This window comes from Altererythrobacter ishigakiensis, assembly GCF_001663155.1.
GTDB lineage: Bacteria > Pseudomonadota > Alphaproteobacteria > Sphingomonadales > Sphingomonadaceae > Erythrobacter > Erythrobacter ishigakiensis.
Genome location: NZ_CP015963.1, coordinates 1,326,802 through 1,340,439, shown reverse-complemented (window position 1 = coordinate 1,340,439; position 13,638 = coordinate 1,326,802). Strand labels below are relative to the sequence as shown.

Below are 13,638 nucleotides of genomic sequence, written 5' to 3'. Positions count from 1 at the left end.
ATCAACCAAGCCGCTCGCGCCATTCACTGGCGAGCAAACCCCAATAATACTCGTCGCACCAACCGATATGCGTCTTGATGTTCTCAACAAAATGCGCTTCGCGGCGGAACCCGAGTTTCTCGACCAACCGGTTTGAGCCGGTGTTGCGCGGATCGGTGATAGCGAACACTCGATGATGATTTTCCACCTCGAACAGCTGTTTGAGCAAGCGCTGCGTGCATTCAAAGGCTATGCCTTCGCCTTGGCGGTCCTTTACAGTGATGTAACCTATTTCCGCAGTGTCATGCTCGCATGGCACCGCGACAATGCGCGCGACAAGCTTTCCCGACGAACGCTCGATCACGCTCCAGCTACGGCCACTCCAATCGGTATCACATAGCCAATCGCCGAGTTGCTCCTCCGTCTCGAACGCAACGTTCAGCATGTATTTGCATTGCTCAGGATCAGAGAGCGTCGGGAATAGAGCCGCTGTGTCTTCGCGTACAAGCTTGCGCATCGTGAAACGCGGTGTTTCCAGCGTCGGTGTTGGCAGTGAAGCACTCACTCTGCGGTTAAATGCGCGACCAGCGCCTTCACTTTCTTTTGCCGCCACTGCGGCAGCGGCGCGACGAGCCAGTAGGCTCTGCGGCCCGGATCCGGTCCTTCAAGGATCTTCAGCTTACCCGCCGAAACCGCTTCCTTAACCAGCGGATAGGGCAAGATCGCCTTGCCCAGCCCTGAAATGGCTGAGCTTAGCGCTTGGCCCGGATTTCCTGTCGTGACGCAGGCTTTCTCACCATCCGGCAGTGCAACGCCCGGCCAGCTGATCCAGCTGTCCTGAGCTTCGGGTGCTGCGACAACCACGCGCTGCGCTTCGGCCAGCTGCACTCCCTCCAGCTCTCCCGGCCCGTCGACCAACCGGACCGCCAGATCAAGGTTGGCTTCAGTGAAATCGGCGTTTTCATCGGCAACGATGTGAAACTGGATATTCGGATTGCCAGACTTGAACTCAGCTAATTTCACACCCAGCCATTGCGCGTAGAATTCGCGCGGCACGGCGATGGTGTAGCGATCCGACGCCTGGCCCGCCTGCATCGCCTGAACGCTTTCCTCAAATTTGAGAAAGCCTTCGCGCAATGCATCAAGGCCCGCGCTGCCTTCCCCTGTCAGCTCCAGTCCCTTGCTGGTGCGGCGGAACAAGACGACACCCAAATGGTCTTCCAATGCGCGGATTTGCTGGCCGACTGCGGCAGGCGTAACCGCCAGCTCGTCCGCGGCGCGGGTGAATGACAGATGTCGCGCAGCCGCGTCATATACGCGCAAGGCGTTCAAAGGCAGGTGAGTCCGCTTCATGGTGAGGGCGATTTAGGGTGGTCCAAGCCGGACCGCAAGCTTCGCTTAGCGTTCGGCCGTTTCGGGCGCGGCAAGCGGGAAGAATGGAATCCGAACTTCCAGCGGCGTACCATCTTCGCGGTGGAAGACATAAAAGCCTTCCATCGACCCGTGCGGCGTCGCGAGCGGGCAGCCAGAGACATAATCGTGGCTTTCGCCGGGCCTGAGCAGGGGCTGCTCACCCACCACCCCTTCGCCGTCAACATGGTTTACCATGCCGCGGGCGTCAGTGATCCGCCAATGTCGGGTTCGCAGCTGAACCGCCTCGTGGCTGCCGTTCTCGATACGGATGTGGTAGACCCAGAACCACTTCCCTGCATCGGGTTGCGATTGTTCGGGCAGGAAGTTGACCGCGACCCGCACGGTAACACCTTCTGTAATGGCAGCGTGTTGGAACAGCTCTTTCATAGCACCTGGAAGGTAGCGATTAATGCGAATGCCTCAAGACTATGCGGAAGAATAATCCACTTCGGCGTGCATAGCTGACCTTTACCGGCGATCGAGGTTCAATGAGCCGTCAGCTCTTCTTCGATCTGATCCAGACGCTCTTTGCCGAAGAACATTTCGTCCTTCCCCTTGGGACCAACAAACATTGTCGGAATTCCGAATGTACCGCGCGCGACCGCGTTTTCGGTGTTCTTGATCAGTCCTTGCTTCACTTCGTCTGTCTGGCTGCGCTCGAACAAGTCCTTCGCATCGAAACCAGCCGCAGTAACTGCAGCACCCAGAGCTGCCTGATCGAGTACGTCGACACCATCTTCCCAGATGGCGGGCAGCATCGCTTCAACGAATTGGACCCCGCGCCCATCCTGATCAGCGGCGTAAAGCATACGCTGCAGCGTGATCGAGTTGAACGGAAACTGTGGGTGCAACTTATACTTGGTGAGGCCATGTTTCTCGATGAAGCGACGCATTTCAAGCATGGAATACTCGACCTTGCCCTTAACATCCGCGTCCCGGATCATCGGCGGCGCGTTTCCAGTGAGTTTGTGCATTCCGCCCAGGAAGACCGGGAACACGTCCAGCTCAGCCCCGGTACGTTTGACAAGATCGCGCAGCGGCCACCACACCAGATAGGCGTTGGGGCTAACAAAGTCGAAAATCAGTTCAACGCGCTTTGACATGACTTGCTCTCCCTAGATTCCAGCGGCCCGCAATGCTGCATCCAAATCCTCTTTAAGGTCTTCGATATCTTCAAGGCCCACATTAATGCGCAACAGACCTTCCGTGACGCCCATCTCTTCGCGATCCTGAGATTCCATGCCTGCATGCGTAGTAGACGCTGGATGGCACATGAGTGATCGTGCATCACCAATATTATTCGAGATATCAATTAATTGTAGCGCATCCAGGATCGCGAATGCACGCTCTCGCGTACCGACATCAAACGCAAAGATCGGTCCGGTCGCGCGCATCTGGGCCTTGGCAAGCTCGTGACGAGGATGACTTGCGAGACCTGGATGCAACATGCGTCCGCCGGCCGCATTAATCCGCGGCTCGAGAAACGCACCCAGCGCGATCGCATTTTCACTCTGCCGCATCGCACGCAATTCCAAGGTCTCCAGCCCCTTCAACACCACCCAGGCATTGAACGGCGAAATATTCGGCCCCGTGTTTCGTTGGAAGGGTAGCAGGACATCATTGATCCATTGTTCGCTGCCGCAGATCGCTCCTGCGAGCACACGGCCCTGTCCATCCATCAGTTTCGTTGCCGAATAGGCCACGACATCTGCGCCAAAATCCATCGGGCGCTGCAGCGCGCTGGTAGCGAAGGCATTATCGACGACCGTTGTGATGCCGTGCGCCTGGGCAACGTCGCACACGTGCCGCAGGTCGACGATATCAAGCGTGGGGTTTGCCGGCGTTTCGAAAAAGAATACCTTTGTGTTGGGACGAATGGCCGCTTTCCATTGCGCATCATCCGCGCTGTCAATCACTGTGGTCTCAATCCCGAAACGCGGGAGCAGATGGTCCACCAGCCAACGACATGACCCGAATGCGGCGCGCGCAGCGACACAATGATCGCCAGCCGACAGCTGACATAAAAGCGCCGCTGTCATAGCCGCCATTCCGCTCGCCTGCGCGCGACAAGCCTCTGCTCCTTCCAGCAATGCAATGCGTTCTTCCAGCATAGCCACAGTGGGGTTTTGCAGACGCGAATAAGTCATACCCTGTGCGTCGCCCGCAAAGCGGTCTGCTACAGTTTGTGCGTCATCATAGGTGAAGCCAGAAGAGAGGAATAGCGCTTCGCTTGTTTCCCCATGTTCGCTGCGCCATGTTCCACCGCGCACCGCGCGGGTGGCCGGTCGCCAATTGCGCGTCGTCGCGCGATCCATGCCTGTTGTCTTTTTCATCGCTGTCGAGGGTTAGTCGCTTGCCACCCAGACAGGCAATAAAAAAGCAGGGAAAAACTCGACAGCGCCAGAATCAAAAAGCGGGGCACTGAGGCCCCGCTTTCGAATTTAGATTAAACAGATCGCCTTAGGGGCTAACCGGCTCATCATCATCGGTTGCGGTAAGAACGATGAAACCGACGAGAACCGCAGCAGCGATTGCTCCGATCAGAGCGCCCGAACCGCCCAGCTCCTGCTCACCCGAAACAGGTGCAGAAGCACGCTCGGTTGCCTGCAGTGCGATCGGTGTACCGACCAGTGCCAAAGCACCGGCAGCAAGACCAAACTTCTTCAACATAAAGTATTCCCCATTGAACATTTGAATCAACGCAAACTTGTTCTAATAATCGTCGGACAGACGACTGATGTCAATGCCTTTAGGTACAGGCAAGCCGCCCTGATTCCGCGACAAGGCGTTATTTCAACAACTTGTTGCGCGGATATCACAAGGGTGCGGTTTCGAGGCCCCGCATCCCGATTGCGTCATGACCGATCGCTGACAGCATCTGGGCACCTTCAATCATTGTCAGCAAATAGGTAGCGCCACCCGAAGGGTCAGGATCGTTTTCCGGCATCTGTTCGGTCAGCCACGCCAGTAACTGAGACATCACACTCTGCGCAGCGGCGCGATACCCCGGCAGATCGCGCGCAGAACCAGCAACAATTTCCCACCAGAGCGCCAGAAATGGCTCCATGTCAGAGCCGCTCGTGCGCTTAATGATCCGATCAAGCAGTTCGCGCCGCGACGTTGATCGTTCGCCCGACAACGACGCATCAAGCACTTCGGAGTATGCCCTGGCGACATACGCCAGCACATCAGCAATCAGCCGCTCCTTATTCCCGAAATGATAAATCAGCATCCGATCACTGGTCCCTGCGGCCTTGGCGAGCGGTCGCAGGCTCGCACCGCCCATGCCATGCGTCAGGACGTGGTTCGCCATCAGCGGAAGCAGCGCCTCTCTCGATAGTTTCTGCTGGCTCTTTTGAATGCCGGTCATGACCCCTTGTAGCAGTCGCTACATCGCGCTACAAGCCATGTGTAGCGACTGCTACATGATTCGATTGCGAGAGACCCGGAGGCACCAGTGGACATCTTCACAATTCTATTTCTAATCGGCGCAGCTTTAATCGTCCCCATCATGATCTCGATTGTTGTGCGCAATCAGCAGATTGGATCGCCTACGCTTGCAGGAGCGGCCGCGCTTGGGTTTGGAGCGTTCACCGTAATCACAATTGCGTCCGAGGGTGTTGAGCAAGTGATCTTGAATCACACTGTCAATTACTGGGGGACACAGGTCTGGTATGATCTGATCATCGCCGCCAGCGTTGCGTTGTTCTTTATCGCGCCCCGCGCGCGAGCGGTGGGAATGAACCTTTGGCCATGGGCGCTTTTTGTCGCGCTTACAGCCAGCATCGGGCTATTGGCCATGATCGGTAGATTGTTCTGGCTGGAGCAACGATCAACTGACCATGCTTGATTTGGTTTGTGCTTGCGGGGGAATTGAGCTCGCACTAATCGCTCAAATCAATGAGCCAAGCCCCCGAGCATGACACCGATCCAATTCTGTTGACGCTAACCCTGGGTTGCGTCGTCGGGTTGTTTTGCGCGTTCTGGCTGACCGTCCAACCGGACCCGCTTGTCACGGACACCCACTATTTGCCGGCAGCGCTCGAGATTCTGGCAGGCATGGTGACACTGATAGCCAGCATGCGGGCAATTTGGCACGTAACGCGCACGCGAGCTGTAACCTTGGTTTCCGGCTTATTACTGGCGGCGGGACTCATCTTAATGACCCAGTCGCGCAGCCTGGTGCCGGTCATATACTTGGTGTGTTTGCTCTCGCTCGCGGCCTGGCAGCTTTCGGCTGCGATCCGCCGGCCAGAACAGGGCCGCTGGCGATTGGCAGCTGTTGGCGTATATTTCGGGCTGGCCATGGGGGTGAATTGGGTCGCGATTTCCATGGTCTTTCTGGCTGTTGCCGCGTTTTTTGTCGCGCGTCTATCGGCAGGGCGCAGGCGATTGATGACGAGCAAGCGGGGTATTCCTGTTCCCGGTATCTCGCTGATCGAAGCAATTGTGTGGCTCGGTGTGGTTCCCTTGCTGATCTATGCCGCTGCTTCGTTGGCTGGTATTTCCGGCTGAGTACGGTCACCGAACGATCCGGATAATAGCCCTTGCTGAAGGCGTCCTATCGCTGTTGTAAGGCAGGTAGGACACATATTGGGACGAGCGCTGGACTCTCGCCCGACACGTCAAAGGCGTTGGCACACAGCCTTACCAATCGCTTCGGAACCCATGTCGCCACCCAGATCTCCGCCGCGAATGCCGTCCTTCAAGGCGCGCGCGACGGCGCGCTCGATACGGTTCGCTTCATCTTCCATGCCAAATGAATGGCGCAGCATCATGGCCGCGGACAGGATCGTAGCCATCGGGTTGGCCTTGCCCTGTCCTGCGATATCCGGCGCGCTGCCGTGGATCGGTTCATATAGTCCGAAAGTGCCATGATCCGTCTGCCGCTCACCCAGCGAAGCGCTGGCCAGCAAGCCAATCGAGCCAACGCACATGCTCGCCTGATCGGACAGGATGTCGCCAAACAGATTGCCGGTCAGAACCACGTCGAACGCGCCTGGCGCCTTCACCAACTGCATCGCGGCGTTATCGACATACATGTGATCAAGCGCGACATCGGAATATTCGGCTGCAACTTCCTCAACCACTTCGCGCCAAAGCCGGCTCGTCTCCAGCACATTCGCTTTGTCGACGCTGGTTACTCGTCCGTCGCGCGTTTGCGCGGTGCGGAACGCGATGTGCGCGATGCGGCGAACCTCATCTTCAGCATAGGCCATGCGATCCCAACCCTCACGCCGCCCATCGGGCAGAGTTTCCCGCCGTTTCTCGCCAAAATAGACATCCCCGGTCAGTTCGCGCACGATAACCAGGTCGATCTCGCGCGCGATCTCGGGCCGCAACGCAGAGAGTTCTTCCAGCCCGTCAAACCCCTTCGCCGGGCGCAGATTCGCAAACAGGTCGAGCTCCTTGCGCAGCCCCAGCACAGCCTGTTCGGGGCGCAAATGTCGCTCCAGATTATCGCACGAGGGATCGCCGACCGCGCCGAACAGCACCGCGTCGGCTTCGCGCGCCATCTGGAGGGTCTCCGGTGGCAGTGGATGCCCGCGATTGCGATATCCAGCCGCGCCGACGTCACCTTCCATCAGCGACAGATCAAGCAATCTCAATTCATCCAGAACACGCAGCGCTTCGCGCGTTACTTCCGGGCCAATCCCGTCGCCGGGCAAAACTGCGATCTTCATTGCGTCAGCATGCGGCCAAGCCGCTCCCTCAATAGCTTCCGTGATGCCATAACATCGCCGCGCTTGTCGGCAAGCAGGTAGCGGGCAAGAGGTTGTTCAAGCCGGTCAAACGCAGCTATCAGCGCTGACAGATCGGAGTCCGCATCCGGACGCGCCCCGCCATAGCCAAGCTCTCGCAACAAAAGTGTCTCGTAAGCGATCATCGCAGGTAGCCAACCGCGCGCAGACGGGGCCTGACACACCGCGCTCAACAGGCCATCAAGCGCACCAAACAAAGCGGGATAGGCATTTCGTTCAGGCAAGGCAGTGGCTGTCAGGGCGCAGGCCCATGTAATAGCAGCAGCAGGCAAAGGTTCGGTCATCCAGGGCCCGCGGCTGTCGGTCAGTTCGACCTTGGCGAATGGCAATTGGCTATCCGATTTCGCGCGCAGATCAATCGCCACCCGATTTCCCGGGATCATTACCGGTCGTAGCTGCCGCCCTCGCCCACCCGCGACATAAGCCGCGACAAGGCCAAAATCTTCAGTCAGGAATCGCGCAATGCTGGCGGTTTCGCCGTGATGTCTTGATGCAACGAGTATGGCCGGTGCGCGCAGATTCATCGCGCGCAGCGCTTACTTGCCAGCGAGCTTTGCTTCCAGCTCTTCCAGCCGTGCCTTCAACGCTTCATTCTCTTCGCGCGCTTTCTGGGCCATCATCTTCACGGTCTCGAACTCCTCGCGAGAGACGAAATCCATTCCCGCCATACCTTCTTTCAGGCGCTCGCGAGCGCTTTCGCGCGCTTCACGCGTCATGCCGGCAAATGTGCCTGCTGCACTGTTTGCCATCTTCACGATATCGGCGATCATCGGGTTCTTGCTTTGCATGGGCTTGAAATGGAGATGCTCACCGCAAAAGGCAAGCTCTACCTATAGCTGAATGCGCTGGACCGAATTGTTCGGTACATCCTGCCCGCCATCGGGATTTGCTTGCAGAAATTCGTAATTCAACAAAGTCGCGAAGCTTGCCCATGCCAGATAAGGCAACAACAATACCGCTGCGAGCCGCCGGACTCTCCAGAATGCCGCGATCACCGCCAGCAAGGTCACAACCACAATCGCCAATACAATCAGACCACCTTCAATATTCTGATTGCCGAAAAAAACCGGAGTCCAGGCCAGATTGAAGATGAAATGCAGTGCGAAGAGACCGATTGCGATCCCGCGACCACGTGCCCCCCATGAGCTGCAAACGAGGGCCAAAGCGATGCCTATCATCACATAGAGGATGCTCCACACGATGCCGAAGGCTGCGGGCGGCGGGTAGATGTCGGGTTTGACCAAGCTCTGAAACCACAAAGTGTTCGGGCTACCCAACTGGCCTGCGACAAAGCCCAGCAAAACAATCAGCGGCACCGTGAACAGCCCCCAGCGAAAGAAGCTGGCGCGCAACTGGCTGCGTGAGGCGATAACGTTCATCTTGTCTCCCGGCAAAAGGTCGGGCGAATCGCCCCTCCTGTCTCCTGCCACGCGATACACTTTGCGCAATTGCCCGCCAATCACTGTCTCAAACAGGGAAAGGTCAGAAAAAACCTCAACTCCGAGTCTCGTGAAAGAAGTGGAAAAAGAAATTGAGCGAAAAGGAAATCTTCTGCTAAGCCACCCGCTTCCGCGTCGTGCGATTGGGCGCAATAGCGGCGTGGGGTCGTCATTTGGGGCGCCCAACCCACAAGGGGACTTTTGTAATGAAGAAGAATCTGGCATCGATGCTGGCAGTCGCCGGTGGTCTCGCTGTAGCCACTGCAGCATGTTCAGCTCCTGCTGAAGAAGCTCCGGCTGAAGAAGCAGCTGCTGAAGAAACGGCAGATTACGAAGGCTGCTGCGCAGCTGAAGGTTGCTGTGCTGCTGCTGAAGAAGGCTGCTGTGCAGCTGCTGAAGAAGAATCAGCTGAATAAGCTTTAGCTGTTCTGAACAGACAATTCGGCCGACGGTGACTGTGTTGCCGTCGGCCGTTTCGTTTTCTAGGCACGCAAGTATGAACGCCACAGACGCCGCCCATACCGTCATCGAAACCATCACACAGATGGCTCAAGAACAGCGCCCGTTGATGCTTCGCGTATTGCCTGACGGTGGCGAAAGCCATTTCTGGAAGCATTATCCCAAAGGTGATGCACGCGATGCCAAGACCAGATCGCGCTGGTATTACCACGTCCACGCGCCGGGATCGCGCGACGAGGGCGAGCACGGGCATTTTCACCTGTTCCTGCACCGCACGCAGCTGCCAAAGGGGCTTGAGCCCAAGGTCTGGCCACCTCAAGGCGAAGATTGCAAAGCGCATGTTACCCATTTGGTCGGATTGTCGATCGACACCGTCGGCATCCCGCGCGCATGGTTCACCGTAAACCGCTTCGTCACGAATGAGTTTCTTTTCCCGGCCGATGTCATGATCGAGCATTTGCCTGACTTCAACGTGGATGAGACCAAGGAAGACGATCTGGTCAACCGCTTTGTCACGGCAATGGTCGCGCTGTACCGTGAAGAAATTGCGGAGCTTCTGCGCCAACGCGATGCACGGCATGCAGAGCTGGTCGCCAAGCACGGCGAGAAGGGATACGAAAAGGAAAGCGGTGTCGAAGTGCTCTCGCAAATTCCCATCGATCTTGATGCAAAGATCAGCAGCCTGGATTTGGAATAGACCGCTAAGCGCGCGTAGCGGAAACCAGAAACTCTACATTCCCCTGCGGCCCCGTAATCGGGCTCTCGACAATCCCTTCGACTGTCCAGCCGTTACTTTCCAGCCAATCGCGCACTTCGTTGCACACGCGCGCATGCAAGGCCGGATCGCTGACCACGCCTTTCTTGCCAACTTCCTCTCGCCCCACTTCGAACTGCGGTTTGATCAGTGCGACAAGCTGGCAATTGGGCGCAGCCAGTTCGAGCGGTCGCTCAAGTACCTTGGCAAGCCCGATAAAGCTGGCATCGCACACGACCCAGTTGCACGGGCGATCGATAAGTTCCGGCGTGAGAATACGCGCGCTGGTCTGTTCCAGCACTGTGACTCGGGCATCCTGCCTCAGCTTCCACGCCAGCTGGTTGGTGCCGCTGTCGACTGCGAAGACATGTTCCGCACCGCCCTGCAGCAACACATCGGTAAAGCCGCCGGTTGAGCTGCCAATATCCATCGCCACTGCCCCTGCCGGGTCGAGCCCGAAGTGCTCTATCGCGTGGGCAAGCTTGATCCCGCCGCGGCTGACCCATGGGTGATCGCGCCCGCGAACCTCAATCGGTACATCTTCGGCCATCTGCTGACCCGGCTTGGTGATCTTGGTCTCACCACTGAAGACCAGCCCCGCCATCACCAGCGCCTGCGCACGCGCGCGACTCTCGGCGAGCCCGCGCTCGGCAAGCAGCTGATCGATCCGGCGTTTTTTGCTCATGCAATGCTCTTGGTCATGGACGAGCAAGGCGTTAGCGCGCATTAAGCGCGTATGAAACACATCTATTTGCAAATGGCCGCCGGTCTCGCCGCGACTTTCACGATCGGGGCCAGTTCGGCATGCGCTCAGCAGCAGGATGACGGATCCGAACCAGTTGTCTTCGAAGAGGCAGCGGATCTCAGCTGGAATGATGAACCACAAACTCCGGGCACATGGACATATGTCAACGAGCCGGGCGAATCGCTCGGCCTGTTCGGTGACGCCAATCCGGTCCATCTGTTCGTGCTGCGCTGTGACAAGGAATCGCGGCAGATCGGCATTGCCCGACGCGGCGAATCTCAGAGCGAGTTGATGATGCGCGTTCGCACCGAGACTGCCGAGCGTTTGCTAAACGCAAGTGAAGTGCCCGGATATGGACTGGTCGCGGCCAATCTGCCTGCGAATGACCCGCTGCTGGACGCGATGGCCATCACCAAGGGCCGCTTTGCCATCGAGGTTGAAGGGATGGAGCCGCTCTATATCCCCGCATGGGCCGAAGTGACCCGCGTGATTGAGGATTGCAGGTAACAAAAAAGGAGCCTCAAGCGGCTCCTGACCAAGGCGCTCCATTCTGACGTGGGAAAACTAAAATTCAAGACTTGTTTTCGCGATTCGGTTGAATCAAATTGACACTTGAGGCCAGCGGCGAACGCGGCTCTCGGCCCCCGGTGATACGGTCTGGGTCTTGGCTTACAAGCGCGAAAGGAGGTGATCCGATGTCTCATGGTTCAGTAGAGAGGTCGGCAAGTTTCCGCGCGAGGTACTATAGGTAAGTTCGATACCTATAGAGACTTCGTGAGCGGCGCTTACCGCCGCTGACCATGAAAGGGCTGAACCTCCTACGGGCGAGGTTCGGCCCTTTTCATTTTTTGTTTAGCCCCAGGCGCAGTCGCGCTCTGGCTGCCGCAACCAGGTGGCTATCATCACCAAACGGCGAGCGAACAGTGAGCCGCAAGGGCGCCAGGATTTTTGGGCGCCCGCCCGCAGCGACGCGACCTTTAGGTCGCGTGAGCGAGGATATCGCGAGCGCGGATGCGCTTGCGAAAAACAAGAACGCGCACTAATCGCGACCTCCATGGAATTCACGCGCATCCCACACCCGGCCCCGACGGCTGACGACGTTCGCGACGCGAAGATTGCCGATCCCGGTTTCGGCACGGTCTTCACAGATCACATGGTCACAATCGACTATGATGAAGCAAAGGGCGGCTGGCAGACCCCCGTGCTCGGCCCGCGCGAACCCATCGCGCTCGATCCGGCGGCCAGCGTGCTGCACTATGCGCAGGAAATCTTCGAAGGCATGAAGGCCTATCGTCATCCGGACGACAGCCTTGGCCTGTTCCGCCCTGAAGCGAACGCGCAGCGGTTCAACAAGTCGGCTGACAGGCTGGCCATGCCGAACCTGCCGGAAGAGATGTTCCTCGCTTCGATCCGCGAATTGCTAAGCGTGGATGGCAATTGGTATCCCGACGTAGAAGACGGATCGCTGTATCTGCGCCCCTTCATGATCGCGACCGAGGCATTTCTGGGCGTGCGCCCGGCCAAGCAGTACAAATATGTGCTGATCGCGTGCCCCGCTGGCGGATATTTCAAATCGGGTGCGAAAGCGGTCAGCATCTGGCTGTCGAATTATACCCGCGCGGCGCCGGGCGGCACCGGCGCGGCTAAATGCGGCGGCAATTACGCGGCCAGTCTGGTCCCTACCGGAGAAGCCTTTGCCAAGGGGCATGATCAGGTACTGTTCCTGGATGCGGTCGAACGCAAATGGGTCGAGGAACTGGGCGGCATGAACCTGTTCTTCGTGATGGACGATGGCCGCGTGATTACGCCAAAGCTGACCGGTACGATCCTGCCCGGAATTACCCGTGACAGCTTGATCCGGCTGCTGCACGAAGAGGGCCTGACCGTCGAAGAAGGCATGTATTCGATCGACCAGTGGCGCGAGGATGCGCAAAGCGGCAAGCTTGTTGAGGTCATGGCGTGCGGCACAGCTGCTGTTGTGACGGCGGTTGGCAAGGTCGCTGGCGAAGACGGCGAATTTACCATCGGCGCCGGCGGCATCGGGCAGACCACCGCGAAACTGCGTGAAAAGCTGGTCGGTATCCAGCGCGGTACAGTAAGCGACACCCATGGCTGGGTGATGAAGCTGGATTGATTGCCATGACGGCACCCGCCCCCTTCACCGTAGCTGCGCTTTACCAGTTCACGCGCTTTGAGGACCCTGCTTCGCTTAAAGGGCCGCTGCTCGCCAAGTGTGAGGAAGTGGGCACGATGGGCACGCTGTTGCTGGCGAAGGAAGGCATCAACGGCACCATCGCGGGCGGGGAGAATGCTATCGCGCAAGTGCTCGCGCATATCCGCTCTATTCCCGGCTGCGCGGACCTCGACGTCAAGTTCTCGACCGCGACCGAACCGCCCTTCTCACGAATGAAGGTGCGGTTGAAGCGCGAGATCGTGACCATGGGCGAGCCTGATATCGATCCGCGCCTTAGCGTCGGTCATTATGTCGCTCCGCAAGACTGGAACGACCTGATCAGCGATCCTGACACCGTCGTGATCGATACGCGCAATGATTATGAAGTTGCGACCGGCACCTTCAAAGGTGCGGTTGATCCGCACACCACCTCTTTCCGCGAATTTCCCGAATGGTTCCGCGAACACCGCGATGAACTGCTGGAAGGCAAGAAGAAGGTCGCGATGTTCTGCACCGGCGGGATCCGTTGCGAGAAATCGACCAGCTTCCTGCGCAAGGAAGGTATCGAGGACGTCTACCACCTGAAAGGCGGCATCCTCAAATACCTAGAGACCGTGCCAAAGGACGAAAGCCTTTGGGACGGCGAATGCTTCGTCTTCGATGAGCGCGTAACTGTCCGCCACGGGCTGGAGCAAGGCAATTACGGCATGTGCCGCGCTTGCCGCCGCCCGGTCAGCGAAGAAGAGCAAGCCTCTGAAGATTTCGTTCCCGGCGTCAGTTGCCCGCATTGCATTGACGAGCGCAGCGAAGAACAGCGCGCACGCTATCGCGAACGGCAGAAGCAGCAACAATTGGCAAAGAAGCGCGGTGAAATCCATGTCGGTGCGCGGGCTGAACCCAGAAAGCCGTAGTGC

19 protein-coding genes are annotated in these 13,638 nt (G+C 58.0%); 7 read left to right on the top strand and 12 right to left on the bottom strand.

The features are described from left to right. Position 1 precedes the first annotated feature (1 nt). From A6F69_RS06330 to A6F69_RS06300, 7 genes are all read right to left on the bottom strand, one after another. A complete protein-coding gene (locus A6F69_RS06330; protein WP_211352822.1) occupies positions 2-544 on the bottom strand; it encodes a GNAT family N-acetyltransferase in 543 nt (180 codons plus the stop codon). Then, positions 541-1,332: a LysR family transcriptional regulator gene (locus A6F69_RS06325; protein WP_067598786.1), complete on the bottom strand. Its 792-nt coding sequence runs from the start codon at positions 1,330-1,332 to the stop codon at positions 541-543. Before A6F69_RS06325 ends, A6F69_RS06330 begins: the two co-directional genes overlap by 4 nt. Positions 1,333-1,377: 45 nt before the next feature. Continuing rightward, positions 1,378-1,779 carry a Co2+/Mg2+ efflux protein ApaG gene (gene apaG / locus A6F69_RS06320; protein WP_067598783.1) on the bottom strand — a complete coding sequence of 134 codons (402 nt, stop codon included), beginning with the start codon at positions 1,777-1,779 and terminating at the stop codon, positions 1,378-1,380. 98 nt (positions 1,780-1,877) lie between these two features. Further along, positions 1,878-2,495, bottom strand: coding sequence for a 2-hydroxychromene-2-carboxylate isomerase (locus A6F69_RS06315; RefSeq protein ID WP_067598780.1), 618 nt, complete (start codon positions 2,493-2,495; stop codon positions 1,878-1,880). Between the two features lie 12 nt (positions 2,496-2,507). Then, a complete protein-coding gene (locus tag A6F69_RS06310) occupies positions 2,508-3,725 on the bottom strand; it encodes a trans-sulfuration enzyme family protein (protein WP_067598777.1) in 1,218 nt (405 codons plus the stop codon). A 127-nt stretch (positions 3,726-3,852) separates the two neighbouring features. Further along, positions 3,853-4,062, bottom strand: coding sequence for a hypothetical protein (locus tag A6F69_RS06305; protein WP_067602656.1), 210 nt, complete (start codon positions 4,060-4,062; stop codon positions 3,853-3,855). Between the two features lie 145 nt (positions 4,063-4,207). Continuing rightward, on the bottom strand, positions 4,208-4,762 hold the full coding sequence (locus tag A6F69_RS06300) for a TetR/AcrR family transcriptional regulator (RefSeq protein ID WP_067598774.1): 555 nt from the start codon (positions 4,760-4,762) through the stop codon (positions 4,208-4,210). Positions 4,763-4,849: 87 nt separating this feature from the next. Here A6F69_RS06300 and A6F69_RS06295 point away from each other — a divergent pair, with 87 nt between their 5' ends. Continuing rightward, on the top strand, positions 4,850-5,242 hold the full coding sequence (locus A6F69_RS06295; protein ID WP_083984716.1) for a hypothetical protein: 393 nt from the start codon (positions 4,850-4,852) through the stop codon (positions 5,240-5,242). 50 nt (positions 5,243-5,292) lie between these two features. Then, a complete protein-coding gene (locus A6F69_RS06290) occupies positions 5,293-5,907 on the top strand; it encodes a dolichyl-phosphate-mannose--protein mannosyltransferase (RefSeq protein WP_067598772.1) in 615 nt (204 codons plus the stop codon). A gap of 110 nt (positions 5,908-6,017) precedes the next feature. Here A6F69_RS06290 and leuB read toward each other — a convergent pair whose 3' ends face one another. The 4 genes from leuB to A6F69_RS06270 are packed head-to-tail and all read right to left on the bottom strand — an operon-like array spanning position 6,018 to position 8,533. Beyond that, complete coding sequence (leuB, locus tag A6F69_RS06285) at positions 6,018-7,076, bottom strand: 3-isopropylmalate dehydrogenase (protein ID WP_067598768.1); 1,059 nt, start codon at positions 7,074-7,076, stop codon at positions 6,018-6,020. Then, positions 7,073-7,678, bottom strand: a complete 606-nt coding sequence (gene recO, locus A6F69_RS06280; RefSeq protein WP_067598765.1) for a DNA repair protein RecO — start codon at positions 7,676-7,678, stop codon at positions 7,073-7,075. The genes leuB and recO overlap by 4 nt, the downstream gene beginning before the upstream one ends. A gap of 12 nt (positions 7,679-7,690) precedes the next feature. Further along, positions 7,691-7,942, bottom strand: coding sequence for an accessory factor UbiK family protein (locus A6F69_RS06275; RefSeq protein WP_067598762.1), 252 nt, complete (start codon positions 7,940-7,942; stop codon positions 7,691-7,693). 42 nt (positions 7,943-7,984) lie between these two features. Continuing rightward, a complete protein-coding gene (locus A6F69_RS06270) occupies positions 7,985-8,533 on the bottom strand; it encodes a TspO/MBR family protein (protein ID WP_067602651.1) in 549 nt (182 codons plus the stop codon). Positions 8,534-8,799: 266 nt separating this feature from the next. On the opposite strand from A6F69_RS06270, the gene A6F69_RS06265 reads away from it, so the two are divergent. Together A6F69_RS06265 and A6F69_RS06260 are read left to right on the top strand one after the other, a co-directional pair. Then, complete coding sequence (locus A6F69_RS06265; protein WP_067598759.1) at positions 8,800-9,009, top strand: hypothetical protein; 210 nt, start codon at positions 8,800-8,802, stop codon at positions 9,007-9,009. 80 nt (positions 9,010-9,089) lie between these two features. Beyond that, positions 9,090-9,749, top strand: coding sequence for a DUF6969 family protein (locus A6F69_RS06260; protein ID WP_067598756.1), 660 nt, complete (start codon positions 9,090-9,092; stop codon positions 9,747-9,749). Between the two features lie 4 nt (positions 9,750-9,753). Here the strand turns inward: A6F69_RS06260 and A6F69_RS06255 are convergent, their stop codons facing one another. Continuing rightward, a complete protein-coding gene (locus A6F69_RS06255) occupies positions 9,754-10,491 on the bottom strand; it encodes a TlyA family RNA methyltransferase (RefSeq protein WP_067602649.1) in 738 nt (245 codons plus the stop codon). 51 nt (positions 10,492-10,542) lie between these two features. Here A6F69_RS06255 and A6F69_RS06250 point away from each other — a divergent pair, with 51 nt between their 5' ends. The 3 genes from A6F69_RS06250 (at position 10,543) to trhO (ending at position 13,635) form a co-directional block, all read left to right on the top strand. After that, positions 10,543-11,058: a hypothetical protein gene (locus A6F69_RS06250; RefSeq protein WP_067598753.1), complete on the top strand. Its 516-nt coding sequence runs from the start codon at positions 10,543-10,545 to the stop codon at positions 11,056-11,058. A gap of 547 nt (positions 11,059-11,605) precedes the next feature. Then, positions 11,606-12,685, top strand: a complete 1,080-nt coding sequence (locus A6F69_RS06245) for a branched-chain amino acid aminotransferase (protein WP_067598750.1) — start codon at positions 11,606-11,608, stop codon at positions 12,683-12,685. A 5-nt stretch (positions 12,686-12,690) separates the two neighbouring features. After that, complete coding sequence (gene trhO / locus A6F69_RS06240) at positions 12,691-13,635, top strand: oxygen-dependent tRNA uridine(34) hydroxylase TrhO (protein WP_067598747.1); 945 nt, start codon at positions 12,691-12,693, stop codon at positions 13,633-13,635. The last annotated feature ends 3 nt before the right edge of the window (positions 13,636-13,638 follow it).

Bases quoted from the DNA above. Each gene is read 5' to 3' on its own strand.
- A6F69_RS06290 (WP_067598772.1), top strand. From the start codon at position 5,293: ATGAGCCAAGCCCCCGAGCATGACACCGATCCAATTCTGTTGACGCTA.
- A6F69_RS06305 (WP_067602656.1), bottom strand. From the start codon at position 4,062: ATGTTGAAGAAGTTTGGTCTTGCTGCCGGTGCTTTGGCACTGGTCGGT.
- A6F69_RS06310 (WP_067598777.1), bottom strand. From the start codon at position 3,725: ATGAAAAAGACAACAGGCATGGATCGCGCGACGACGCGCAATTGGCGA.
- A6F69_RS06325 (WP_067598786.1), bottom strand. From the start codon at position 1,332: ATGAAGCGGACTCACCTGCCTTTGAACGCCTTGCGCGTATATGACGCG.
- A6F69_RS06270 (WP_067602651.1), bottom strand. From the start codon at position 8,533: ATGAACGTTATCGCCTCACGCAGCCAGTTGCGCGCCAGCTTCTTTCGC.
- A6F69_RS06260 (WP_067598756.1), top strand. From the start codon at position 9,090: ATGAACGCCACAGACGCCGCCCATACCGTCATCGAAACCATCACACAG.
- apaG (WP_067598783.1), bottom strand. From the start codon at position 1,779: ATGAAAGAGCTGTTCCAACACGCTGCCATTACAGAAGGTGTTACCGTG.
- A6F69_RS06255 (WP_067602649.1), bottom strand. From the start codon at position 10,491: ATGAGCAAAAAACGCCGGATCGATCAGCTGCTTGCCGAGCGCGGGCTC.
- trhO (WP_067598747.1), top strand. From the start codon at position 12,691: ATGACGGCACCCGCCCCCTTCACCGTAGCTGCGCTTTACCAGTTCACG.
- A6F69_RS06300 (WP_067598774.1), bottom strand. From the start codon at position 4,762: ATGACCGGCATTCAAAAGAGCCAGCAGAAACTATCGAGAGAGGCGCTG.
- leuB (WP_067598768.1), bottom strand. From the start codon at position 7,076: ATGAAGATCGCAGTTTTGCCCGGCGACGGGATTGGCCCGGAAGTAACG.
- A6F69_RS06275 (WP_067598762.1), bottom strand. From the start codon at position 7,942: ATGCAAAGCAAGAACCCGATGATCGCCGATATCGTGAAGATGGCAAAC.
- A6F69_RS06315 (WP_067598780.1), bottom strand. From the start codon at position 2,495: ATGTCAAAGCGCGTTGAACTGATTTTCGACTTTGTTAGCCCCAACGCC.
- A6F69_RS06245 (WP_067598750.1), top strand. From the start codon at position 11,606: ATGGAATTCACGCGCATCCCACACCCGGCCCCGACGGCTGACGACGTT.
- A6F69_RS06265 (WP_067598759.1), top strand. From the start codon at position 8,800: ATGAAGAAGAATCTGGCATCGATGCTGGCAGTCGCCGGTGGTCTCGCT.
- A6F69_RS06250 (WP_067598753.1), top strand. From the start codon at position 10,543: ATGAAACACATCTATTTGCAAATGGCCGCCGGTCTCGCCGCGACTTTC.
- recO (WP_067598765.1), bottom strand. From the start codon at position 7,678: ATGAATCTGCGCGCACCGGCCATACTCGTTGCATCAAGACATCACGGC.